The sequence below is a fragment of the Promicromonospora sp. MEB111 genome, from assembly GCF_030209445.1.
Classification (GTDB): Bacteria; Actinomycetota; Actinomycetes; order Actinomycetales; family Cellulomonadaceae; genus Promicromonospora.
The window spans coordinates 154,773-179,441 of record NZ_JARVSD010000011.1; the positions used below are offsets into that span (position 1 = coordinate 154,773).

Below are 24,669 nucleotides of genomic sequence, written 5' to 3' on the forward strand. Positions count from 1 at the left end.
CATGAGTGTCGTGGCCGCAGCCGTCGTGATCACGCTGATGGGGACGGGCGTCGTGCCCGCTACTGCGGCGGCGGATGATGATCGGGCCAACTGGACTCTGGAGGAGCGCCGCGAGTACGGCGAGGAGCTCAAGGACACATCTCTCTCCTCGGAGGAGACGCCGGTCCCGGCTGTCGACGTCGACCCGGACTCCCCGGCACCAGATCTGACCGGATACGAGGACACGCCTGAGGCCCGGGTCGAGGCCGACCCGGTGACGTGGCCTGCAGCCGGTGACGTCACCCTGCCGTTGCCCGCACCGGCCGCTGGGGTCGCTGAGGGTCGCGCGGGTGGGCTGCCCGTGCAGATCGAACAGGCGGCCGCCGAGCAGACCGCCGGCAAGGAAGCGGGAGCTGCTCGTAGCGCGGTCGCTGCTGCCGGCGACGTCCGCGTCGAGCACGAGCCGCGCTCGATCGCGGCACAGGTCGGCGCGATCGGCGGTGTCATCACCCTGGATCAATCAGGATCGGCCGCCGTCACAACCTCCCGTACCACTGCTAGCGCTGACGAGACCACCCGCGTGCGCGTGGGAGTGGACGTCGGATTCCTCGCCGGAGCGGGCGCCGACCTTGCCTCCCGATTGACGCTGGTGCAGCTGCCGCAGTGCGCCCTGAGCACACCAGAGCTGGAGGAGTGCCGCACGCGCGTCCCACTCGACCACGTCACGCTCGACGATCAGCGCGGCGAGAGCGCCACGTCGGGCGCCATGATCCTGTCGGGTGAGGTCGACCTTCTCGCTGAGGGCACGGCCAACACGGCGGCGCGTTCGGCCAGCAGCACCACGGCCCAGAGCCAGACCGTGGTCGCACTGATGGCCGAGGACGAGGGCCCGAACGGTGACTGGGCCGCGACGTCGTTGTCGGCGTCGGCGTCTTGGGACGTGTCCGAGCAGACCGGTAGCTTCAACTGGTCCTACCCGATGCGGACGCCACCGGTCCCGGGAGGTTTGTCCCCGCAGCTGTCGCTGGCCTATTCCTCGGCTTCGCTGGACGGCAAGGTCGCATCTAGCAACACGCAGTCCTCGCAGGTCGGTGACGGCTGGGAGGCGAACGTCTCTGGGTACGTGGAGCGCAAGTACGTGCCCTGCGTCGAAGACCAGCAGGACAAGAACAACGTCGCGCCGAACAACGCGACGCGTGACACCGGCGACCTGTGCTGGAAGACGAACAACGCCACCCTCGTCTTCAACGGGTCTGCGACCGAGCTGGTCCGTGACGGTGAGTCGGACACGTGGCGTCCGGTGAACGACGACAACACGATGGTCACCCGGGCGACCGGTGGGTGGGGCGAGGGCGAGGACGGCACCGACGCCGGCGAGTACTGGATCGTCACCACGGACGACGGGACCAAGTACTACTTCGGGCGCAACAAGACCTCGGCCACCGGAGCCGCGCTGGGCTCGGTCTACTTCGCGCGCGTGTACAGCAACCACGCCGGCGAGCCGTGCAACGTCACGACGTACTCGGGCTCTGCCTGCACCATGGGCTGGCGATGGATGCTCGACTACGTCGAGGACGTACGCGGCAACACGATGACCTACACCTACAACCGTGAGGTCAACCGGTACGGCCACAACAACAACGGCGGCGTCACGCAGTACGTCACCGGCGGGCGCCTGGCCTCGATCGAGTACGGCACCAAGACCGGGTCGACTGCTGAGGCCCCGGCGCGTGTCGCATTCTCCTACGGAGAGCGATGCATCCCGACCAGCACGTTCACGTGCGCGGCCGAGGACCGCACCGTCGAGCACGGTTCGCACTGGCCCGACCTGCCCCTGGACCTGGTGTGCACGTCAAGCACGACGTGCCCGGACGTGCAGAGCCAGGTCTTCTTCGACCGGTTCCGCATGACCGGGATCACCACACAGATCCGGTCCAACGGCACCTTGGTGGGTGTCGACAACTGGGGTCTGGTCCAGACGTTGCCGACGGTCGGCGATTCCATGCCGACCCTGTGGTTGGACACGATCACCCACAAGGGCCTGGGTGGCAACAACGACGACACTGATGACCTCGCGTTGCCGGTGGTCGATTTCACGAGTGAGCAGCTGGCGAACCGGGTCAACGGCATTGGCGACGACGGTGCCAAAGCGATGACGCGCCTGCGCGTGAACGAGATCCTTTCTGAGTCTGGTGGCGTCACGGCTATCGACTATTCCGGGACGGAGTGCTCGTCGAACGTTCTTCCGGCCAACCCGTGGAGCAATGACAAGCGGTGCATGCCGGTGTTCTTCACCCCACCGGGCGTGGAGGAAGCGACGGAGCACTATTTCCATCACTACCGGGTGGAGCGGATGACCGAGTCGGCGGGCTCGGCGATCGGCGGCACACTGGTGACCACGGACTTCGTGTACACGGGTGGCCCGGCGTGGCACTACGACGACAACGAGCTGGTCAAGGCCAAGGAACGCACCTGGGGTGAGCTCCGCGGCTACTCCCGCGTGGATGTGTACACCGGCGACAGCGGGGATGCGAACGCTCCGCGGTTGCGGACTGCCTACCGGTACTTCCAAGGAATGGACGGCGACCGCAACGACCGCGATGGCAACACCGTCAAGTCGGAAGATGTCGATGGCATCACGGATCTCGACCAGTATGCCGGGATGGTGCGCGAGGAGATCACCTACCAGGATGCCGCGGGTGACACCCAGGTGTCCTCGACGGTGAGCACGCCGTGGCGTTCGTCCTCTACGGCGACGAATCCGGACGACACCTCCAAGGAAGCGTTCCACACCGGTGTTAGCTCGGTGGTGACCACCGCGCGAGCCCCGGAACGTGCCAGTGGTCAGATGGTCACGCAGGTCGACACCGTGCACGACGGTTTCGGTCGGCCGCACACGGTGTCCGACCGGGGCGACACCAGTACCACCGGAGACGAGACCTGCACGACCACCGCCTACATGGTGAACCCGGGCGCGAGCGCGGCGGTGCTGGCCCGTAATCAGCTGACGCCGGTGCAGCAGCAGGACGTTGTCAGCGTGCGCTGCGACCAGACGCCTACACTGCCGGATCAGGCGATCTCCGAGACGAAGTACACGTACGACGGCGGCACGCTGTCGCGCGGCCTGGTGACAAAGACTGAGGAGCTGGATCGGTACGAGGGGACCACCCCGAAGTACGTCTCCACGACAACGGACTACGAGCTCGTCGGAACCGGTTACGCACGGCCGACCAAGGTCACCGACCCCAAGCTCCGGGTCACGGAGACCAGCTACGTGGATACCGCCGCGGGTTTGAATTCGCAGACCAAGGTGACAAGCCCGGACCCTGACGGGACCGGCGCGCTCACGGTGCATGAGACGACCACCGAGGTCGATCCCGCCTGGGGTTCCCCGATCAAGATCACCGACCCCAACGGCAAGGTCACGTCCGGCAGCTATGACGCGCTGGGCCGGCTCAAGCAAGTTTGGGAGCCTGGCCGTCCCCAGGCCACCGCGACCCCGAACACCAAGTACGCGTACTGGGTGCGGACCACGGGCCTGAACGCCGTGATCACCGAGACCTTGAACCATGACGCGTCGGCGTACGTGAAGTCGACCCAGATCTTCGACGGTCTGCTGCGTTCGATTCAGACACAGGCACCGTCGGCGTCGGATACCCAGCCTGGACGTGTGGTGACCGACACGATCTACGACTCGCGCAACCTGCCGATCAAGACGAACGACGGCTGGTACAACACCAGCGCCCCGGTCACGACGCTCGCCAAACCGACCATCGCCGTACCATCTCGCACCGTCACCCAGTTCGACGGCGCCGGCCGCGCGGTGAACGAGACGTTCTATGTCGGCGAGGACAACATGCCCGACACGGACGGCAACTACGACCCATCGTGGACGACACTCACCACCTACGCCGGTGACCGCGTGCACGTCAACCCGCCTGCCGGTGGCACCCCGACCACGACGATCAATGACGCACGAGGCAACACGATCGAGCTGCGTCAGTACGAAGGCGCGACCCACTCGGGTACGCACCACGACACGACGTACAAGTACGACCACGCCAACCGCCTGGAGTCCGTGACCGACGACGCGGGCAACCAGTGGGGCTACGAGTACGACCTGCGGGGTCGGCAGACCCTCACGACCGACCCGGACAAGGGCACCACTGAGACCACCTATGACGAGGTCGGCAACGTCCTGACCACGAAGGACGCTCGCAACCAGATCCTCGGCTATACCTACGACGCGCTGGACCGGAAGACCACGCAGCGGTCGGGCGGGGTCAGCGGCACGGTGCGCGCCAAGTGGGCCTACGACACCGTCCAGAAGGGACAGCTCACTTCCAGCAGCCGTGTGGAGGGCACCGCGGAGTACATCACCGCGGTGACGGGGTACTCCAACGACTACCAGCCGACCGGTCAGAAGGTGACACTTCCGACGAACGTGACGGCGCTGGGCAGCCTGGCGGGCACCTCGTACACGACCGGGTACACCTACACGCAGGACGGTCGCCTGTACGAGACCGACTACCCGGCCGCTGGACAGCTGAGCGCAGAGAACGTCCGGATCCACTACGGGGCCGCGAACCTGCCCGACGCCCTGTCGGGTGCGGGGAACTACGGGTACTACGTGGTCGCGGCGACCCACTCGCCGTTCGGCGAACTGGACTACCTCGACCTTGGTTCCGAGTACAGCTACCAGCACTACCTCAACATCGAGCGTGGCACGCGCCGCCTGGTCGGCGTGACCCAGAACGCTCACCGCGCGGACGGCAGTATCGACTCCTTGGTCAACGCTGCGTATGCGTGGGACGACGCCGGGAACCTGACCTCGGTCAAGGACACCCCGGTGACAGCGGATGGCGGCCAGCCGGCCGATCAGCAGTGCTACCGGTATGACTGGGCGCGCCGGCTGACTCAGGCGTGGACGCCGTCCAATGGCGACTGCGCCACGTCGCCCACGACTTCGACCGTGCTCGGCGGGGGCGCGCCGTACTGGAACACCTACTCGTATAACGCGATCGGCAATCGGACCGGGGTCACGACCCGCACTCCGGCGGTCGGCGGTACTGCCGCGACGTCGACGACCTCGACCTACGCCTACCCGACCTCCGGGCCGGGTGTGGCGCGGCCACATGCGGTCACCGGGGTGACTGCTACCGGGACTGACGCCGGGACCTCGTCGTTCATCTACGACGCTTCCGGGAACATGCTCCAGCGAGCCGTGGCGGGCCAGGCCGCACAGGCCCTGACCTGGGACGCCGAAGGCGAGCTGGCCAGTGTCGGGAGTGACCAGAACGGCGACGGAACCGTCTCCGACACCGAAAAGGCCGCCGGGGACAAGTACGTCTACACCGCCGACGGCGACCGATTGGTCCGACACCAGTCCGGTGAGCAGGGCTCCACGACCACGGTCTACCTGCCCGGCGGGCAAGAACTCGTGCTCGACAAGACCACGAGTCAGCTGACGGCATCGCGGTACTACGCCCTCGAGGGCAAGACAGTGGCAGTGCGCACGGGGATGGCCCGGGACGACGTCGCAACGATCGTTCCCGACCACCACAACACTGCTCAGATCCAGATCACCAACGTCTCCGGTGTGGTCACCCGCAAGTACACCGACCCGTTCGGTGTCGAACGTGGGACAACCGGTGCAGCAGCCGGATGGGCTGGCGACCACGCATTCCTGGACAAGCCGCTGGACGCGACCGGGCTGACCGCGGTCGGGGCACGGATGTATGACACGGCTCTCGGCCGGTTCATCACAATCGACCCGGTCATGGACCTGACCGACCCCCAGCAGTGGAACGCGTACTCCTACTCCAACAACAACCCCACCACCTTGAGCGATCCCACCGGCCAATACGTCGGCTACACACTTGACCCCGGTAGTGGCGGTGGTTGTGGTTGCGACAACGGGTACGACGGTGGTGGATCTAGCGGGCCAAGTGACCCGGGTGACGAAGCTCCGGTGGCAGATCCCTCCGACCTGTCTCTTTACGATGAAGGTGTTGCCAACGGCACCATCCCGCCAGCACTGCCCCCTTATCTGACGCAAGAGGGGTGGGGCGACTTCTTCATCACCAATTCGGTGAATTTCGGAATCGACACATACCACGCATGGAACGACCCTGCCCTCTTCTGGGAGTTTTGGGGCGAACGCGGACCACTGGCATGGCAGGATCAACTTGAGCTTGAGTTGGTCGGTTGGGCTGGCAGTTTTGGCGCAACCAGGGTTGCGACCGCGGGGGCCAGCGGAGCAGCTCGGGCAGCAGGTGGCGCGGCGAGCGCGGAGAGTGCACTTCTACGGGCGGGTGGGAAGTCCCCGAGCGCCCGCCTCCCTATGAATATGGATAGTGTCTGTGACGTGGCGTGCAAGTATGACGTCGATCTGACGGGCGTTCGAGTGAGGATTGACAAATCTCGAGCAGGGGCCTATGGAAGTACGGCTCCTGACAAGACAATCACACTCTTTCGAAATGCCTTTGAGAACGAGGAGCAACTGGCGCGCACGCTCGCGCACGAGAGATTTCATGTGCACCAGATCGACTCCGGGATGGGGTACCCGACGGTATATGATGCAGCAAACAAGTGGGAGCAGGCGGCAATCGCCTTCGAGGATGCCTGGTGGTCAAGTCGATGAGTCCGAGTAGCTCGATAAATGAATATCAATCCTGGCTCAACGCGTACGAACTTGCCTATAGCGATCCGTCGAACCTGGGAAATGTCCGATGCCCGCACTGTGCGAATATGACACTTCGGCTGGTCTTCGTTGCGGACAATGTTGGAGCTGCGCGGGCGATGGCCGTTTTTTGGTGTGATACATGCCTACGTGGTCTCGCGCCAAACCGAACGTTGGTGCCCGCGCGGGGTAACATTGCTGCGCGTGGCTCTGAGGCAATCCCGAATTACACGCTGGTGATTGATGAGCGGGACCACCGTGATCGGTAAGTAATCCATGGTTGTCGCCATCACGGTCCCGAACAACGCCATACATCTGAATGTTTCCGCGGCTCGTGCGTGCCACATCTAGTTCTCGGGCCAGGCCACACTGATCCCGTCACCCCACCTACCATCGAGGAGAAGGCGGACGCCGACACCAGAGTTCGACAGTTTCACTGCTTGGAAGATTTCGGCCGGCTGGAGCGGCTGGTCAACCACTGGTGATGGTGCCCGGCTGGTCCGTTGGCCGCACGTTCTACAAGTGGCACCTCACGTTCGATGACGCCACGGCGGCACCGCTGCATGAGCTCGTCGGCCGGCTGCAGGAAGAGCTGGCGGGTGTCGAGCGGTTGTATCTGATCCCGCAGCGGTGGCCGCAGGTGACGATGCAGGGACTCGGCTTTACCGACGAGGTCTCCGACGACGACGTCAAGGCCATCACCCGCGCCGCAGCCGAGCGCTTGGCGGCGGTCCCAGCATTTGAGTTGACGCTCGGCCCGATTTAGGCCGACGACGAGGCTACCGGTCTGCTGGTGCGGCTAAGGGCCGTTGTGAATGCTGTGCGCGACGGCATCCGCTCAGGCATCGCCGAGGTCTGGGACGAGGTTCCCGAGAACCCCGAGTTCCACCCGCACGTCTCGATCGCCTACAGCAACGCCGACATCTCGACGGGTCCCCTGAGAGCGCGGGTGGCGTCGTTGCGCGACATTGAGCCGGTTGTGGTCACGCACCCGGATGCGCATGGTGTGCCGATGAGTTTGGCGTCCGCGCCGTTGGCGCAGCGGACGCGACTTCTCGGGAGCGGCTGGCCACTGGAGACGTGCGGCGGGTCATGGTCGAGCGCTACGCCGACCGCCTCCTGAACCAGACGGACCTCTAGCCGCAGCGGATGGCCGACTCTGCACCTGAGATGAGCGGCGCAGTCAGTAGCCAGGAACCGGCACCATCAACGGAAACGGCAACGCGGCCGGGGCGAGCGACGCGGTCAAGAAGGCCAACACGCTCGTTTACTCCTACGACAACCTCGGCCGCACGACCCAGGTCGCGGACGGCGCGGGTACGGTGCGCTCGTCGTGGACGTACGACGCCACTTCGGGACCGGGTGGAAAGCCCGCCCTTGGTCTGGCGTCCAGCTCGACCCGGATCCAGGACGGCTATACAAATACGACTAAGGTTGACGCTTACGACGCGGCGTACCGCCCGACGTCGACCACGACGGTCCTGCCGGACAAGCTGCCAGGCTTGACCGGGTTGGTCGAGCGTCAGTTCACGACGTCGTACGAGTACCGGCTCGACGGCTCGGTGCGCCAGCAGGTACTGCCTGGCGTCACCGCTACCGACGACGACGCCGCAACTGCGGACGCCTTGGTGCTGGGCGCGGAGCACGTGACCACGTTCTACGACGACGCGGGCATGCCGGTGTGGATGGGCGGCGGGTTCGGCTGGGGCACATACGTGGCCGACTCGCAGTTCACCGCGGACGGCAAGCCGCTGGCGATGGACCTGGGCAACACCTATGGCGCCGTCGTCACCTACAACTGGAACTACTCGACGGGTCGGCTGAACGGGATTCGCCTCGACCGGGAACGGTTCTCCGGCCGCGATGTCGATATGGCCTACACGTACGACGACGCGGGCAATGTGCTGTCCATCAGCGACAAGCCGGTCGTCGGGGACGGCGCGAGTCCACGGGCCAACGACGACACCCAGTGCTTCGACGTGAACGGCCTTGGCCGGCTCATCGGGGCCTGGACGGAGGCCGACGGCACATGCGCGGCGTCGATTAACGCCGTGATGCCTGCGGATGTTGGCACCCCGGGCAATAGTGCTGCGCCCTATTGGCACGAGTACACCTATGACGCGGTGGGCAACCGGACGTCGCTTACCAAGCACGTGCTCGACGGGGGCACGAACGTCGTGCGGACTAACTACCAGCACGCAGGCGGTGGAGCCGGGCCGCACCAGGTGACGTCGATGACCCAGCAGACCGGGCCATCGGCAACGATCGATTCCGCCCCACGCAAGACCGTGGCCGGATTCACCTACGACGCCGCGGGCAACCAGACCACACGGAACTTCTCCGAGCCGGTCGACACCTCGAACCCGGGCCAGGTGGAGGACGACCTGGACGGTGACGGTGCCGTGGAGACGACCCAGCTGCTGGGCTGGGACGGCGAGGGCGAGCTGGCCACCGTCGCCACCAGCGGCGAGGGGACCGAGGGGGAGAACACCACCGAAGCCGGTGAGGCGTCGTACGTGTACTCCGCCGAGGGGGAGCGGATCACGCGTACCGATGCCTCTGGCACGACGGTGTACCTGCCCGGCGCGCAAGAGGTGCACGTCGACCCCGCCGGCGCGGTGGCGACGACGCGGTACTACAGCTTCGCCGGCCAGACCGTCGCGGTGCGCAACGGCCGAGGCCTTGGCGGGGTCACCTCGTTGGTCTGCGACCAGCAGGGCACACCCGTGGCGTCGGTGACAGCGAATATGATTGGTTTTGGTCGCGGGATTTCGAAGACCGGCAACACCGTGTGGCGAACGATGACTCGTAGGGTTGAATAGAATGAGCTTCGGCTCGGTGGGGGATGTGAACAATTTTATCGACCGGGTCGGATTTGTTGGCGCGCTAAGTTTGTTTCGCATGACTCCAGTTATTCAGCGTGCAGACAGAAGTTTGGCGACCGCAGTTTCCTTGTTCGTGACTTCTATAGCGAGAAATGATAAGAGCGATTTCGACCAGGCCCTCGAGGAGATCGAAGAGTGCTCTGCGAGAATGGGTTCGACGCAAGTGGTCTTCCTCGACCGCGAGTACTACGTCCACACCGCTGCAATTCTGTGCGGGTATATTGCACACCCATCGGTTGCGGATCGTGCACGGATGATCCGGACGGTGGCTGCCGATTTCTGGAGCTCCGTCGATGGCTTGGTTGATCGCGGGGGCGATATTCCTGGTGTGAGGCTTGATGGCACTCTCGAGAATATCGAAATGCGTTGGCTCGATCGAGATTGGGAGAGTTTCCAGGCGCCGTCAGGGCTGACATTGCTATTTAACTCCAGGATAACTGCTATTGTTGGAACTTTTGCTATTCGGGAGCAAATTGCCGTTCATGCGGCCCGTGCTGCGGGTTGGAGCTGATAGGCGATAGTGCGTGTCTTATGCCCGCTTGCTGGTTGTGAAACTTGAAGTGGACGCCACTATCGCCTGGCCTGAGTCGTGCTGCGCGGGCGCGAAGAGGCGGTTCATCAGCCCGATGACGTACCTGGCCCACGACCCGGGCTGCAGGTCGTCGTCTAGGGTAGCGGCGGCTTCGAACTGCCGCCGCAGGGGGGATGGATCAGGCGATCGAGCGTGTTGCGACGGGGACGGATGAGTACATTCGGCTGCGGGTGTTTAATCGCGCAGTCGCAATCGAGCATGCTGAAATTCAATGGGCCCATATTCTCGACATAACGAATATGGCTCTTCCTGGCGCATGATCACATCACTCGATGCGTCATTCAGGTGGCGTGGGGTGTTTCTGTATCTGAAGTTGTCACGGGCACACGGGCACACGGGCACACGGGCACACGGGCACACGGGCACACGGGGGCGGGCGGGATGCGATCGAGCGTCAGCGGATCGACCTGACCCCGATCCTGGCTGCTGAGGGCGGGTGGACGGTGCCAGGGAATACATCGACCGGGACTCGGCCAGCGCCTACGCTCGTACCGAGCGCAACGGGTGGCGTGCGTTGAACGCAGGGGATCTCGTCCGGCCGGGTGCGGGCGGTCGCGTTCTTGAAGCTGGACCTCTGCCTGGGGGAACTGATGCGCTACGCATCGGGACGTGAGTGGGCAGAATCGATGGCACAGCCGCAGTTGAGGCAGTAGGTGCCCTCTTCGTCCTTGAAGAGCGTGCTGCGACCGAAAGGGTCGCTTCTGTGAACTCGCTGCCGCATTGGTCGCAGCGCGCTGCGCGGGCGTACTTCATCGGCTCATCCGAATCGAGGGTGTAGCGCGGGTCTGAAGCCGCCGGTTTCCAGGAGTGAGCGGACGATGTAGTGGGTGAGATTGCGGAAGCCGAGGGCGGAGCCGCGCAGGTGTTCGAGGCGTCCGTTGATCGCTTCAGTCGGGCCGTTGCTCGTGCCGGTCCGGTCGAAGTAGGCCAGGACGTCCGGGGCTCGTTTCTCCTAGGTGTTCGGCTACCGCCGGCGGTGCGTGAGTTCTATCGGCATTTCGGCCGCCGCGATGATCTGTTCAGCAACCAGGACGTGATGCTGTCCGTCGTGCAGAGACAGATCTACGTCGACGAAGGCGCGCTGATCCTCCGCCCCGAGAACCAGAGTGCGTGCCGGTGGGGCATCCTCCTGGAGCACCTGGACCGCGACGACCCGCCCGTCGTCGTGCTTGGCGACCTCGCGGACAAGTCCCTGGAGAAGTGGGAGCCATGGACCGAAACGTTCTCCGCAGCGGTGGTCCAATGGCTGGTCTACGAATCGTGCATGCGTCCCGCCGTCGGTGATCTGGCTACAGAATTCGAACGACCTGAGGACCTCGCCGAGGTCGCTGCACATGGCAGGTCGCTGGACATCGCTCCCTTCCCCACGGGGCACCTGAGCACCCAGACCGGAGCGCGCTGGCTGATGGTCGATGACGTCATCGTGCTGGTCGACGAGACGACAATTCTTATGAGTGCACGGACCCATGAGGCTGCCGATGAGTTTCGTCGTCGCTACCAGGCTGACTGGCTCATCGAATAGCGATCACGTTCCCACCGGCTCAGGTCTGAGCGGTATCGGTCACCCTCGGCACGACGGCCGAGGAGAGCCCTAGACTCCCGGCACATGGCTGACGTCGTTGAACTCGGGAAGATCACCTGCCCCTCGGGACAGCTCGTGCTGACCGACGGCGGCTACCTCAGCCTGTGGTCGGGTGACCGTCGCCCTGAGGACGTCGCGGCGCGGCCGGGTCCCGCCGCGGACATGGAGATCGTCGGACCCGATGCCAGTGCCGCCGCACGGACGTTCGACCGGCAGCCCGGGACCAGGCTCTATGACATCCCGGCCCAAGGCATCGAGGAGGTCACCGAGGCGTTCGCCGAGCACTGCAAGAAGGCGGGGCTCGATGCCGGCCTCCAGGTCTTGCCGCAGCAGGTCCCGCATCGCGAGCGGGTTCGGCACGCGATCGCCAGCGGTAATCACACCTTCCTGAATGTCGGCGTACCCGTGATCCCCGTCGGCGGTGTTTCCACCAGCAGCTCGCTTCTCGTGACCGCGACCGCCGGTGACTGGGGCTGGACACAGATCCGCATCGCGCTAAGCGCGGCAGCAACCGCCCAGACCCGGGTGCTTGGCCACTTGCGTGTCGATCATGCCCGCCTCGTGATCGCCGACGCCGATGCCCTCAGCTCGTGGGTACACGAGGACCCGATCGATGGCCTGGCCGACGTCGTGTTCTGGGGTCGGGACCAGGCACAACTCGCGGTCGAGCTCGACGCCCCGCGTCTGACCGGCCCGGGCGACGTCGGCTACGGCTGGGTGGACCTGCCGTTCCAGGACGCGCTGAACCGGGCGCTCGACCTGGAGTCGCGACGGCGATCGAGCGGGCAGTCGATGTTCAACTTCGACTTCCGGCCGCACTCGCACCACTGGCAGGTCATGGCAAAGGTCCGCGCGGACGAGCACGAGGCAGGCACGATCTCGGTCGGCGGCGCCGACATCATGATGGCGATGACATCGGTCGGTGACGGTGACTTTCCCGTGCACCTCGAGCTCGACGACGCCGGAACGCCCACAGCGATCGTGGTCGTGATCGACACTGAGGCTTAGCTGCGAGGTCAGGCGATCGCACGCCAGCGGTGTGCCAATGCCTCGCTCGGCCTTCCCCAGTTGTCATCGATCCAGAGGCTGTCGACGAAACCCTCCGAGGAGGCCAGCGGGACGCCGCGCAGTGCCGTGAACCGGCCCACAGTTTCGAGTTCTCTGAGCGACGACGCGCTGTCGATGCCTGCGAGCAACCCTCCGTATGTGATCTCGACGAGAGCGTCCACCGCTTCCCGCGTCGCGCCCGGGTCGATGCCGCATGACGCAATCTCGTCCCGGACGTTCTGCGGCCACAGCTCGTTCGCGCCGAGTCGCGCCAAGGGATGCGACCCGTGCCAGGCGTCGAACGCGTCTGGGACAGTAGTGATGAAGTCCCACAGGTGGTTCTCGACCGTCGCCAGTTCCGGCACGTCCAGGCCAACGACGTGGCGCCAGCGGCGGAAGGTCACCAACGCGGTGGCCTGCCTTGCCCGAACCGACAGGTCCGAGTAGATCGCAGGCTCCGTCCACGTCAGCGAGCCTCGCTCCACCGGATACAGGGTTGTGTCGTCGTCGACTCCCCATGGCGACAGATCGACGAGGTTGAGTATTCGTCCGTCGTGGGAGCGGTGTTCCTGCCGCCGGGGTAGACATGCGATCTGAACCGGAGCGGGATATCGCGTCGATGCGGTGAGTCCACCGTCAGCGTCGACAACTGCAGCCTTCTCTTCGAGGCGATGAACATGCCCGTCGGCGTCAGTGATCTCGATCCTGACCAGTCCGGGTTGGGGATCGTCCGCGATCCATTGCGTGACGAGTCCTCGCAGGAGCAGCACCTGTGCATCCTTCCAGATGGACTTTCGCGATCTGGCAGCGGCGGTAGGGTCGGCCGCGAACTGGTGGAACGGACATGAGCAAGGGGGAGTCGTGGGCCTGTTCAGGAAGCGCGAGCGAGAAACGACCGACGCTGAACTCAGCGCAAAGCTTGAGGAGTTCTGGCGGTGGTGGGACAGCGCTGCTGGGGAGCTCGCCGATGCGGTGCCGGCTGGCCGCCTTGCTGAGCATGCCGACGTGGTCAGCGAACGGGTGAACGCGATCCATCCTGAGCTGGCTTGGGAGTTCGGGCCGGGCATCCATAGCAAGCACCAGCTGACTGTGACTGCCAGCGGGGACCCTGCACTACGGCGCATCGCGCGGCGGTGGAGGCGCTCGGCACCGCGCTCGGACCGGACTTGGTCGTACTACGACATGCGGCTACCAGGTTCGCTGGACGCTGTGCTGAGGATCGAGGACGCGGAGGTCGCGTTCGCCGACGTGCGTGTTGTCGCTGAGCGGCGGGCAACGGGGCTGGACGTAACGGTGTATCACCCGGTGTTCACTGCGGTTCCGGCTGAAGTCCGTGGACAGATCGCATTCCTTTGCTTGGATGCTGCCCTGGGCGAGGAGACGACGGAGCTCTGGATCGGGGAGATCGACTGGGCACTCGAGGAGCCGGCCGGTAGTAGTCCGCTCGCTGAGCTTCCGGCGATGCTTGCCCTGGTGACCCAGGAGTACGCCCCCGAGGGGAAGATGGGCTGGCTCGTGGCCGAGGCACGGACGCCGCACGGACCCATGCTTGTGCGATGCCTGAATCGGCTGTCGCCTGTACAGGCTCCGGACCTTGACCATCACGTCGCGATCACCGCGGAGTTCCGGGCTGCGACGTCGGCGGGTATGCCCGGACCGCGCGACGAGAGCGATCTAGCTGACCTGGAGAGGGCCCTGAGCGCGGCCGTAGACGGAGTGGGGCAGGTGGTCGCGGTTCAGACTGGTGGCGGTAGCCGTACGTTCCACGTCTACGCCGACAACAAGGGCGCCGACGACCTCAAGACGAAGGTGAGAACCTTTTCCGGGGCTCGAGTCCGAGTGCACGCAGCGCCTGATCCGTCCTGGGACGCCGTACGACCGTTCCGTGTGTGACACCGGTCTCGCTCCTCCTGCCGTCGGTGGTTGGCGTCGTGGGTATCACGTTGATCGTCGCAGTAGTCGGGTGGCTGGCGCAGCGTCCCAGGCCCGAGTCAGACGTGCGTCACAGAGACAGGTGAGATGGGGTGTTGCGCCGATCTGAAGTCGACGGTGCGGACACGTCAGTTCCGAGCCTCTGGCGACCGGTTGCGCCGTCATCATTCGTGTCCGTCCGGCGCGGAGTCCGTCGCGTCGAAGAGGGTCTGGTCGTCGGTAGTGTCGCGCGGCTGCCTCTTCGCGTTTCGAGCGACCTGGGCGCGTCTAGCAAACGCGTTGATCTCGGCGAGCACTTCGCGGAATGTGGCCCAGTCCGCCTCGGAGGCGTTTGCGGCGATGACCGTGGGGTCGTACTGGGCGGACCAGCCCCTGAGGCCAGGCCAGATGGAGGCCCACTGGCGCAGGCTGGCCGGTGCGGTGTGCAACCTGTTGTCGGGGTAATCGTGCTCGCGGCCCTCGAACTTACCCGCGTCGTTGCCTGACGGGTGAGGGCGGTTCTCGTTCTTCCGGACCGTGGCCAGTAGCTCCTGAACATCGGCGGCGGTCACGGGCTCGATGGTCTGCTGGTCGGGATCGGTGGCGGCGAGAGCTGCCCGTACGGCCTCGTACTCGGGGTAGACCGGGTGCCCGTCCTGGATCCGAGCCAGGGCCCCAGTGGCGAGGTTCCGGATGTGGTCGGTCCGGGTGGTGTCGCGGGTGAGGTCGACGAGCATGCTGAGGCGTTCGAGCGTGTTCTGCGACTTGCTGCCAGTGACGATCAGCGCTGCCTGCTCCCGGACCTTGCCCCGTCCAGACTGATCCTGCGCGGCATCTGTCCTGCCCTCAGGCTGTCCCGGTGAGGTCCGGTGGACTCCACCGCCGGCACCGACCGTGGCTGTCCTCTTGTTCTCGTTCCGCCGCGCCCCACCGAACCGCGTCTCGGCCTGACGGCGTTGGGCATCTTCGCGCAACAGTTCCTTGATCTCGCGGTAGAGCGCTTCCTTCTCCAGTGGGTGTAGTCCTTGCGTTGGGTGTTCTCGTCGCGTTCGGCCAGCAGAGCTGCGACCGGGTCGGAGATCCCGGAGCGCACCCAGACCTTGATCGACTCCCAGCCCAGGCGCTTGACGGCCTCCAGACGCCGCCACCCGCACACCAGCACCCGGTCCGGCGTGACGGTGATCGGCTGCAGCAACCCGAGCTGGTCAATCGACGCGGCGAGCGAATCAAGGTCGCCAGCGTCCTTGCGATGGCGAGCCCCGACGATGATCGAGTCGACTGTCACGGTGAGCGCCCCGGCGAGGGCGTCGGCTTCGTCAGGCATTGCGCACCGTCCGTGTCATGGCCGATCGATCTGTTGCGGGCGTGATGGCGTCGCGTCCTGACAGCCATGAACGGGCGACCTGGCTGACGAGCTTCTGATCCGTCAGCAGAGTGGCGATCGGTTCGCCGGACAGGACACGGCGCAGGAGACCGGAGACCTGCCCGAGGCCATCATCGGGTCCCAGGACGATGCGGCACAGGGCGGTCCACGAGCGGTGCGGGATGTCCAGCAGGGTCAGCGGCGTCAGGTCACGCCGCAAGTACTCGAACGCGGTGGCTGGGTTGCCGGCCTCGACCAGGCGGGAGCAGATGTAGTCCAAGCCGTTCGTCGCGACGGCGCGGGGCCAGCCGAGCGCGACGAGCAGCTCGACGATGTTCGCCACGGCCACCGGAACCTCCCGGGGTGTGACACCGTTGACTGAACTCGGGTCGGCGGAAGTGTCGTCCGACGCCCGACGCCGAGCATCAGTGATCGTGTCGAGGTGATCCGTCCAGGAGCGGTCGCCGTCATCACGCTCGCCGAACCGGACCACGTCATGGTGCCCGCCGGACATCAGGCGTCGAGCCTTGCCCGTGGAGCACAGCAGGGCGTCTGCGCGCTCGTTCGCCTGCACGGTCAGCTCCACCGCTCTGGTCACCACCGCCCACGGGTCCGCGGCACGCGCCGTCGCGGCGGCACGCAGCACCTCGAACGCGGCCACCGCGGCGTCGTGCGGAGTCTGCCGATACCGGCGGGCCAGCGCACCGAACCGGTAGGCGCAGTGCTCAAGCAGGGCCTCTGCCTCCGGATCGGTGGCCCAGACGTCAGGGCCTGCGTCATGCAGTCGAAGCAAGAGCTGACGCAGGCCGTCTGGTGAAGTGAATCTGCGTGGCTCTACCGGCTGGCCGAGCGGGCCGGGCGGCGTCATGCGATCGGTGGCGTCCATGTCCTGCACCGTGACATGCACCTGTACCCGTCGAGGTACCACGCGACGTCCCCCTGGGCGCGCATCCTGCAGTCCCGGCGCTTGGGGGACATGGCGTTCACGCAGGTCGATGTGTGGGTCGTCCATGTCCCCCAACTCGTGCAGATTGGCCGCGGTGTCTGGTGGTCGCGGGCCGCACGAAATGCGTGGGTCACCGTGCAACGCGGGATCTGGCGAGGGAGCGTTTGGCTTCGTGTTCATGGGCGCGATCATGCAGATCGTGCGCGCACTTTCCGCACGCCCAAGGAGCGCACACCTGTTGGTGTGCGGGGCGTACGCCCTGGTCAGGGGCGCGCACCTATTCGTCGTCGTGGGGTCCCGCTCCGCGGCACGGTCGTTCGAGATTGGCGTCCCGATCTGCTGCATCTCCCGGGCGGTGCGCGTCCGTGCGCATCGTTCGCCTCCTATCGTCTGAGAGGGCGGGGGCACACCAGTGCCGGCCGCTGTTCGCAGGCCGCTATCGTGCGTGCGTGACTGTTGCCCGCACGCTGCTGTTCCTCGACGTCGACGGGACCCTGTTGCCGTTCGGCGGGCCCGGGATGCTGCCTCAGCCTCGCGACGGTAAGCCCGAGGACCCCGACACGCCGCGCCCGGAGCTCGACTTCATCGATCCGGCCCTCGGTCCGCTCCTGCTGGGTCTGGGCTGCGACCTGGTGTGGGCGACGGCTTGGATGGGTGACGCCAACGAAGTGATCGCGCCGCGGGCCGGGCTACCAGAGCTGTCGGTCGCGGACCTGCCGGCTTATGGCGAGGGCGATCCGAACGGTCTGGGGTGGAAGACGCGCACCCTGGTCCGGGTTGCGGAGGGCCGACCGTTCGTGTGGGTCGACGACGTCATCACGGAGACGGACCGCTGGTTCGTCGAGCTGGAGCATCCTGGGCCTGCGCTGCTGTTCCAGGTCGAATCGTCTGTCGGGCTGACTTCCGACGGAGTCAACGAGATCGCGACATGGCTGCGAGGCCTGGAGTCGTGACGGGCCGCGCTACGCGGTCGGCCGGATCGAATGTCCCGCCGGATTCGCGGAACTCCGTGTTCCAGCACGCGGTCCGGTTGCGCGACGAGAACCCGGACGTCCCGCTGCCGAGGGACGGCTACCCATTTCCTGACGACGAGGCACACCGTAGGCGCAAGGCCGACCGTCCAAAAGATCCGCTGCTCCAGGGGGCCGCAGCCGCGGACCTCCTCGGTGAGTTTCTCAGCGATCCACACGACGATCTCGACCGGGTTGAGAAGGCGTTCCATGGTGTCGACGTTCCGATCCACCACAACGACCACCTGCGATCAGTTGCCTTGCGCGCGGATCCGGAACTGGTGCGACGTAACGGGCGGTGGCTCGTCGAGCACGCGCGTGATCGGTGCGCCGTGACGATCGGCCTGGTACTTCTCGCCGCGCGGCCCTCGGCCGACGACGTCGAGGTTGTCAGGACGATTGGACTGCTCTCGGACCGGTTCGCGCCACTCGCAGTATGGTTCCTGCGCCGGGTCCGAGATGGTGGCGAAAGCCTGCTCTGGCTCGCGGAGCGCTCGTCCGGGTGGGGCCGCGTGTACTACGTCGAGGCGCTGAGCGAGTACTCCGGTGAGTATCGGGACTGGTTGCTACGTCACGCCTTCGACGGTGAGTTTCTCAACGCGTACTTCGCGGGCAAAGTCGCACTCGCGGCAAGCCTCCACGAAGCGATCATCCGACCCGTGGTAGACGACGAGTTGATCGACCACACCGGTCGTCTGCTCAGCGCGATGGCAGGCGCCAGTGGGATGGGACTGGATCTGTCGCGGTACCCGCCGGCGCGGATCGTGCTCGCCGAGTACGCGCGCCACCTTGCCTCTCAGGAGGCCACTGGTGCCCGGGTTCGGGTCGCAGTAACGCTCACTCACGATGTCCGGTCGCGCGTGGCAGCACGGCTCGGATGCTCTGTGCAGGAGAAGGCCGGGCTCTTGAGCACTTTGGGCGAGGCCTTGGCACGACCCGCGTGGCTTAAGGTCGCGTCCGAAGAACTGGCCCGGTCGACGTCGTGGGCGACATGGGCCCAGGCAAATGACGTGCTTCCAGTGGCGTTTGACAGCCGCCAGCGGATTCCTCGCCGATACTGATGAAGCGAACTCGCAACGTGAAGGACGGTCATGACGCAAGACGCCGATGGGGTCGATGGGTTCCGGCCAGTCGTCGACCCACAGGCTGTGCTCGCGTGGATCCCGCGGGACGTTCGTGAGGACGGAGTCACCTGTGGAATGGACGCTTCCGGTTGGGAGGATGACACGTGGATCTTGCACGACCTGACCGTCCCGATCGATCTCGCAGATCGCGAGGAAGGGCCACGGCTCCGGCGCCGATGGCGTGACGTCACCGACGAGGATCTGCCGGCGTTGTCGAAAGCAAGGGGATGGCCGCCGAACGCCGCGTACCTGGTCAGGAATCTTCGGTGGCCGGACATTGAGGTTGAGGAGGGTGTCCTCGGTGGCGAGTCGCTGACAGCGTTGCTCGACATCGTGGGTGACTTCTCCGGACCTGGCTTAGCCTGCTTCGCCTACTACGGGATGGTGCCCGCCAACGAGTACGAGAGACTCACCGTCCTAGAGGGAACGCTGTCGGCCATCGGCGGCCTGACACGAAATGAAGACCTGTTCCGCGGCCTCAGCCCGTCGAATTGGTGGCCCTCGGACCGATCGTGGTTCGTCTGGACGGACTACGACCTCACCGCGACCCGAGTGTCTGGATCGCGCACCCTGATCGAGGCGGTCCGCTCGCACCCGCTCCTGGAGACTCTCGACTGGCAGTGGCCCGGCGGAAGCCGATCCGCGGCTGAACGTCTTCGTGAGCGCAGGTGAAGGTGGCGCCTCTTTTCTGTGCGGTGACCTGCCCAGACCGGGACCGAGGTCGGTGCCTCCGAGCCGCTTTGCGGCGACCTTGACTGGGCGATGATGCTGATGGTTCGCCCGGGCCCGGGTGAAGACGGTCCTGGTGACGAGGCTTATATGGGACCATTCGGTCACGACGATGAGGGGTGGCACCGTGCATGGGTCTGCAACCGGACACGGGTCCATCGGAAGCAGCCCGCTTGGGCGTGCGCTAGCCATGCTCGCGGCGACGCTCATTCTTCTGACGGGATGCTCGTCGACGGCGGAATCGGGGGAGCTCCTCAAGAGTTTTGCCTCCGTTCGGTCGGAGCTTGTTGCCGCGGGGTTCGACGACGCGGGGGTACACGCCGGGCGCAAGGAGTACTTCGAACATCTCGAAGAATCGGTCGACGTCGTGACGATCGTGCTGCTGCACGACACCATGAACGGTGACCTCGCGCGGAAGACGGCTGCCACGGTGGTGTGGAACGAGCTGCCAATGAAGTTCGACATCCTCGCGATCGAGTACCAGGGTGAGACCCGGGAGATCGAGTACGAGTGGCTGGCGAACGAGCTCGGCCCGCGGCCTGCCGGTCTCGATGACACGAGCGTCGGAGACCACATGGCTGGTGTCGGGAACGTCCTGATGGTCGCCGGAGGAATCGCCCTCGTGGTTCTCCTGATCGTGGCGGCACCCGTCGTCGTGCTGATCCGAAGGAACCTCAGGAAGAAGGCGCAGCTGCCCAAGTCAGGCCGCGAAGCTCTTCGAGACGAGCACACCTGTCCTGAACGGTCGAAGTAGCTCGACGCACATCACCTTCCTGCTCGAGGATCGCGGCTTTCACGCCCTATCGAAAGGTGCGCTGGTCGGACAGGTGGCTCACCGACTTGGGTACTGGATGACGGGCCAGCCATCCACGGCGGGGTATTGGACGCTGTCTCGGCGGACGTATGCCGTGCGAACTCGCGGATACCCAACCGCAACGTAGCCCTTGTACGTGGGGATCCAGAACACGGCGCTCTTCCAGCCCGTGCGGTCGTATAGCGAATCGACAGTCGCGACGATCCAGCCGCGCAGCCATGCGTCATCCAGCCCGAACACCCTCAGTGCGTCGTCGAAGCTCTCTGGACCGTCTACATCGCGCGGCGTGGTGGTGACAACCGAAGCTGCGGTGGAGTTCATCGCAACGTCGTCGCGGCTGGGCAGCCGATGAAGCGTGTTCCGGTGGTCCTGGCTGAGGCGCGATCGCGTGCCGGCGAGCAGCTACGCCGCGAGGCTGATGAGCGCGCCCGCCGTGACCATGCTGAGGGTGCACGCGACAGTTTCACCGGGCCCAGCTGGTAGAGACCACGGGAAAGCCGGAGCGGCACGACCGCGCCACCGGCTGGGGCCGAGCGGACGCGGAAGCACCCGTTGGGCCGATGACGGGGCGGCACTCAGGAATCGCCGGTCTCGATTCGCTGCCGTGGCTCTGTCCGCCCCTCCTGCCCGTCGAGCGCACGGGCCCGGGTCGGACCGCGTGGCGAGGACCAGCCCCGCTACCCGGGTACTGCGGCTCCACGGCTGTGTCGGGGGCCCGCTCGGCGCAGGGAGGCACCGGGGCAGGACCGTCGTCCGCAGTAGTGGCTGTTGTCGCGGCGGCAGGGTGACCCGTGTGCTCGGCGGTGCGGGCATCGGCCATGCTGGGTGGACTGACGGGCCGCCGCCGGCCGCCGGGCTGCGGCGTCGCGTCGCCGTCCGCCATCTCGACCGGGCCGTCGCTCTTGCTCGCGGTCGGTTCTAGGGCGAGCCGTCTGCAGGCCCCGGCCTGCATGGCGCGGTCCCAGCCGCTCAGGACGTTGTCGATCTGCAGGCTGTAGTACGCAAGTCTGCTCAACGGTCCGGTGCCGATCATGCCCAGGGTGATGAGGAGGTAGAGCGGGGCGAACAGCCACGCACCGACCATCACACTCCACGGGTTGGCCGAGTAGGTCCGCAGTTCACTGGCCGCGGACAGGAGGATCCTGACCCAGAACATCCCGATCAAAGAGCCCGTGAGCACGCTCATCACGGCGGTGGGCCGGTCGCCGATACCCAGATGCAGGCCGGCGAGGGTCGCCAGCAGCGCGATGCTGAGCAGGCCGGCACCCGCGACGGTCAGACTCTTGCTCAGGACTGTGGGCCCGGCCGGCCGGCCGGGCGAGTGCGAGGTAGCCCGCGCAGTGGATGGCAAGGACCATGCCCAGTGTGCGCGCCGCCCTGAGGTGGCCGACACGCCTGGCGCGGTCGCGCCGTCCGGCGACGCTGCGGGCCAGTGTGGTCTTGACCAGCAACCGGCTGCGGCCAGCGAACTTCGGGAATGCGTCGAGCTTCCCGATTTCGATGATGAGTACCGCCGCGAGTATCAGGTAGAAGAATGCCGGCTGTACCCACCCGGTCCGAGAGTCGACCACCGTGTCGATGCCCAGCATGAACGTGAGGATCGCGGTCAGCATGGCGATCCCTGTGCTGATCGTCAGTGCGCCGTCCAGGAGGGTGAGGCGGGCGTAGTCGTCCAAGCTCGGTCCGCACCGGAAGGCAAGGACTTCGCTCCCCGGCCCGACCGCGGCTTTTCATCCTCGTTGCCCCAGATTCACCCGCGAGCACGCATGCGTCCCAGCCGTGACCTGTCAAGATTGACCTCTCGTCGCCCGCATCCGTATCACCCTCCCCTGAACGAAGGAAAGGCGTCTTGACATTGACGTAGGTCGTGAAGAGCCAGTGCACGGGCCAGGAAAAGCTCGGGTCCCGATCAACGGTGACGAGGAACGTCTACGAGACCTCGCCCTCTCGGTCGCGCGCTGTCCCGAGGTCGATCGGGCGCGGAGCGACCTCGCGCACCCGTGCCGCACGATCGTGAACGTCCAGGAAGGGCCGCCTGAGAGGTTCCAAGTTCCCGAAGGGTGGGCCGGCAACCTGGCCCAGGCGCGGATCGTGTTCCTGAGCTCGAACCCGTCGATCAGCGAGCCCAAGGAGGGCAAGCCACCCGAGTCCGCCGAGGCATATCCCGCGGCAGCGGACGACAATGACCTCATCGCGGACTTCGTCGTCCACCGCTTCGACGGGTGCTGGGCGCGACCCGAAGGAAAGCATCGGCGCATCGATGGTGGCTACACCTACGTCGCGTTTTGGGGGGCGATCCGCAAGGTTGCCACCGACCTTCTCGGGTATCAAGCGAGTCCGGCGGCCGACTACGTCATGACGGAGGTCGTCCACTGCAAGAGCAAGGGCGAGACTGGAGTCAATAAGGCCCTGGACCGATGCAGCGGATTGCACATGGACCGCATACTCGCCGATTGTCCCGCCGCTGTGATGGTTGTCGTTGGCGGCAAGGCTCGTGACCGCGTCGCGCGCATCTGGGACCTAGGGTGGGACAAGAAGCACACGCCGGCCGTCGTGCGTGAGATCGCAGGTCGACGGCGCACGATCGTGCAGCTCGCCCATCCCGCCGCGTTCGGCGCCAATGAGTACGTGTCCACCAAGTATCCCGAGCACCTTGCCGTGCTGCGAGCGGCCGCGCTGGGTGCGCCCGCCTAAGCGGGCAGCCAGAACCTGGGCGTCCGGCAGGCCGAGCGGCTCGCAGCGAGATCGCCGGGACTTCGCAAACTGCGGCCTCCCGGGGGAGGCATACCAAGCAGGAGGCGAAGTCTGCGCAGAAGGCTTCGGGGAACTACTTCTTGGTTCGCTGCTTCACAAGGGCATTGACGACCTGCATGACGGTCGGTGCGTAGTCCTTCCAGGCCGTCTCGACCATTTCGATCGGGAGCTTGCCGTTGTAGACCCGCTCGCACAGTCGCATCCAAGCTTCGCCGGTAGCGGTGGTCAAGGCGCCTGCGACGGCGGCGTTGATCACGTTCCCGAGGCCAGGGATCAACTTGAGGAAGCTCCTTGCAAGGGCCTTGCCTGCGAACTGAACGGCGAGCTGTGCCAGAGCCTGAGCGCTGAGCACTACTTTGATGTCAAGCCCGTAGACAGACGCGATCTTGCCCATCATCGTCAGCTGGATCGGCGCGATGATCGCGGCGTCGGCCAACGGAATCGGCGTTGCTGCCGCTGCCGCGGCAGCGCCCGATGCTGCGGCTATGTACCGACGACACAGTGCCCGCTTGAGCGGCAGCGAGAGGCGCTGCGCGACGCGAAGCGCATCCTTCGTGTCGCCAGGAGACAATTCGAGGGTCGTCTCAACCAACTCGTGCAGTCCATGGGCAGGCCCACCAAACCTGCCCTGATCCTTGGCGGCGGTCAGGACGACTGCATCGACCGGCAGATCAAATGACTCACCCTCTCGATCGAGGGGGCCCTCAAGCCAGTCGCGCAGGCTCTGCGAGTCGTCCGAAGCAGTCCACGTTCCTGTGAGGTTCATCCTCCGTGCGACCTTGGTGAGGACGATGACCACGGGCACACCCTGCCTCCGGAACTCGCGGAGGACGGCGATCTCTGCAGGCTGAATTTTGCCGAGCGTCGACAGGACGCAGTACCAAACCGCGGAGATCCGCTGGTGCGCCGGCCCTGCGGCGATGGTTTTCAGGTCGGCACGCACCGATTCGGCAGGATCCGTGCGAGAGCCGATCTCAAAACCCTCGAAGTCCCAGATCCCCAGAGATTTGTCGGCGTTGGTGTAGTAGTTGATGCCCTTTGTGACGGGCAATCCGATGCCCGTCTCTGCGAGGTCTTCTCCGAAGACGGCGTTTACGAGCGTGGATTTTCCTACTCCTGTTCCGCCGACCACCACGAGATTGAACCGGCCGATCCGGTCCCGTTCGGACTTCGCCGCATCGATGAGCGGCGCGGGGTCGAGGAACGGTTCGTCGTCGAGGGCTTGGGCACCGGTCACGGCGTAACCCTGAC

The 24,669-nt window shown here is 65.7% G+C and carries 19 protein-coding genes and 1 pseudogene; 12 read left to right on the top strand and 8 right to left on the bottom strand.

What is annotated here, in order from left to right; all coding sequences use genetic code 11:
- Positions 1-10: 10 nt before the first annotated feature.
- The 5 genes from QRN56_RS13535 (at position 11) to QRN56_RS13555 (ending at position 10,057) form a co-directional block, all read left to right on the top strand.
- Positions 11-6,622 (top strand): RHS repeat domain-containing protein, encoded by a 6,612-nt coding sequence (locus QRN56_RS13535; RefSeq protein ID WP_285104033.1) that lies wholly within the window; start codon positions 11-13, stop codon positions 6,620-6,622.
- A 523-nt stretch (positions 6,623-7,145) separates the two neighbouring features.
- Complete coding sequence (locus tag QRN56_RS13540; protein WP_285104035.1) at positions 7,146-7,427, top strand: 2'-5' RNA ligase family protein; 282 nt, start codon at positions 7,146-7,148, stop codon at positions 7,425-7,427.
- 54 nt (positions 7,428-7,481) lie between these two features.
- Positions 7,482-7,784, top strand: a complete 303-nt coding sequence (locus tag QRN56_RS13545; RefSeq protein ID WP_285104037.1) for a hypothetical protein — start codon at positions 7,482-7,484, stop codon at positions 7,782-7,784.
- Positions 7,785-8,163: 379 nt separating this feature from the next.
- Entirely contained in the window at positions 8,164-9,483 is a 1,320-nt protein-coding gene (locus tag QRN56_RS13550) for a hypothetical protein (protein ID WP_285104038.1), read from the top strand.
- A 1-nt stretch (position 9,484) separates the two neighbouring features.
- Positions 9,485-10,057: a hypothetical protein gene (locus tag QRN56_RS13555; RefSeq protein WP_285104040.1), complete on the top strand. Its 573-nt coding sequence runs from the start codon at positions 9,485-9,487 to the stop codon at positions 10,055-10,057.
- Between the two features lie 838 nt (positions 10,058-10,895).
- Here QRN56_RS13555 and QRN56_RS13560 read toward each other — a convergent pair.
- Positions 10,896-11,090, bottom strand: a pseudogene (locus QRN56_RS13560) (transposase); the annotation flags it as partial.
- Between the two features lie 654 nt (positions 11,091-11,744).
- Between QRN56_RS13560 and QRN56_RS13565 the strand changes: the two are divergent.
- Entirely contained in the window at positions 11,745-12,728 is a 984-nt protein-coding gene (locus tag QRN56_RS13565) for a hypothetical protein (protein WP_285104041.1), read from the top strand.
- An 8-nt stretch (positions 12,729-12,736) separates the two neighbouring features.
- Here the strand turns inward: QRN56_RS13565 and QRN56_RS13570 are convergent, their stop codons facing one another.
- Complete coding sequence (locus QRN56_RS13570) at positions 12,737-13,537, bottom strand: hypothetical protein (RefSeq protein ID WP_285104042.1); 801 nt, start codon at positions 13,535-13,537, stop codon at positions 12,737-12,739.
- A gap of 91 nt (positions 13,538-13,628) precedes the next feature.
- Here QRN56_RS13570 and QRN56_RS13575 point away from each other — a divergent pair, with 91 nt between their 5' ends.
- Positions 13,629-14,660 (top strand): DUF695 domain-containing protein, encoded by a 1,032-nt coding sequence (locus QRN56_RS13575; protein ID WP_285104043.1) that lies wholly within the window; start codon positions 13,629-13,631, stop codon positions 14,658-14,660.
- Between the two features lie 203 nt (positions 14,661-14,863).
- On the opposite strand, the gene QRN56_RS13580 is transcribed toward QRN56_RS13575, so the two are convergent.
- The 3 genes from QRN56_RS13580 to QRN56_RS13590 are packed head-to-tail and all read right to left on the bottom strand — an operon-like array spanning position 14,864 to position 16,927.
- Positions 14,864-15,415: a hypothetical protein gene (locus QRN56_RS13580; RefSeq protein ID WP_285104045.1), complete on the bottom strand. Its 552-nt coding sequence runs from the start codon at positions 15,413-15,415 to the stop codon at positions 14,864-14,866.
- A 44-nt stretch (positions 15,416-15,459) separates the two neighbouring features.
- Complete coding sequence (locus QRN56_RS13585) at positions 15,460-16,002, bottom strand: ParB N-terminal domain-containing protein (protein WP_285104047.1); 543 nt, start codon at positions 16,000-16,002, stop codon at positions 15,460-15,462.
- The gene (locus QRN56_RS13590; protein ID WP_285104049.1) at positions 15,995-16,927 is read right to left on the bottom strand and encodes a hypothetical protein; all 933 of its coding nucleotides are present in this window, start codon (positions 16,925-16,927) and stop codon (positions 15,995-15,997) included. The genes QRN56_RS13585 and QRN56_RS13590 overlap by 8 nt, the downstream gene beginning before the upstream one ends.
- 509 nt (positions 16,928-17,436) lie before the next feature.
- On the opposite strand from QRN56_RS13590, the gene QRN56_RS13595 reads away from it, so the two are divergent.
- The 4 genes from QRN56_RS13595 to QRN56_RS13610 all read left to right on the top strand — a co-directional run bounded on the left by QRN56_RS13595 (position 17,437) and on the right by QRN56_RS13610 (position 20,604).
- Positions 17,437-17,940, top strand: a complete 504-nt coding sequence (locus QRN56_RS13595) for an HAD domain-containing protein (RefSeq protein WP_285104051.1) — start codon at positions 17,437-17,439, stop codon at positions 17,938-17,940.
- A 56-nt stretch (positions 17,941-17,996) separates the two neighbouring features.
- Positions 17,997-19,058, top strand: coding sequence for a hypothetical protein (locus tag QRN56_RS13600; protein WP_285104053.1), 1,062 nt, complete (start codon positions 17,997-17,999; stop codon positions 19,056-19,058).
- A gap of 30 nt (positions 19,059-19,088) precedes the next feature.
- Complete coding sequence (locus QRN56_RS13605) at positions 19,089-19,793, top strand: hypothetical protein (protein WP_285104054.1); 705 nt, start codon at positions 19,089-19,091, stop codon at positions 19,791-19,793.
- Positions 19,794-20,040: 247 nt separating this feature from the next.
- Positions 20,041-20,604 (top strand): hypothetical protein, encoded by a 564-nt coding sequence (locus QRN56_RS13610; protein WP_285104055.1) that lies wholly within the window; start codon positions 20,041-20,043, stop codon positions 20,602-20,604.
- A 78-nt stretch (positions 20,605-20,682) separates the two neighbouring features.
- Here the strand turns inward: QRN56_RS13610 and QRN56_RS13615 are convergent, their stop codons facing one another.
- Together QRN56_RS13615 and QRN56_RS13620 are read right to left on the bottom strand one after the other, a co-directional pair.
- Positions 20,683-20,985: a hypothetical protein gene (locus QRN56_RS13615; protein ID WP_285104057.1), complete on the bottom strand. Its 303-nt coding sequence runs from the start codon at positions 20,983-20,985 to the stop codon at positions 20,683-20,685.
- 797 nt (positions 20,986-21,782) lie between these two features.
- Complete coding sequence (locus QRN56_RS13620; protein WP_285104059.1) at positions 21,783-22,340, bottom strand: hypothetical protein; 558 nt, start codon at positions 22,338-22,340, stop codon at positions 21,783-21,785.
- A 337-nt stretch (positions 22,341-22,677) separates the two neighbouring features.
- Here QRN56_RS13620 and QRN56_RS13625 point away from each other — a divergent pair, with 337 nt between their 5' ends.
- Positions 22,678-23,358: a hypothetical protein gene (locus tag QRN56_RS13625; RefSeq protein ID WP_285104061.1), complete on the top strand. Its 681-nt coding sequence runs from the start codon at positions 22,678-22,680 to the stop codon at positions 23,356-23,358.
- Between the two features lie 133 nt (positions 23,359-23,491).
- Here the strand turns inward: QRN56_RS13625 and QRN56_RS13630 are convergent, their stop codons facing one another.
- A complete protein-coding gene (locus tag QRN56_RS13630) occupies positions 23,492-24,655 on the bottom strand; it encodes a DUF697 domain-containing protein (protein ID WP_285104063.1) in 1,164 nt (387 codons plus the stop codon).
- Positions 24,656-24,669 lie beyond the last annotated feature (14 nt).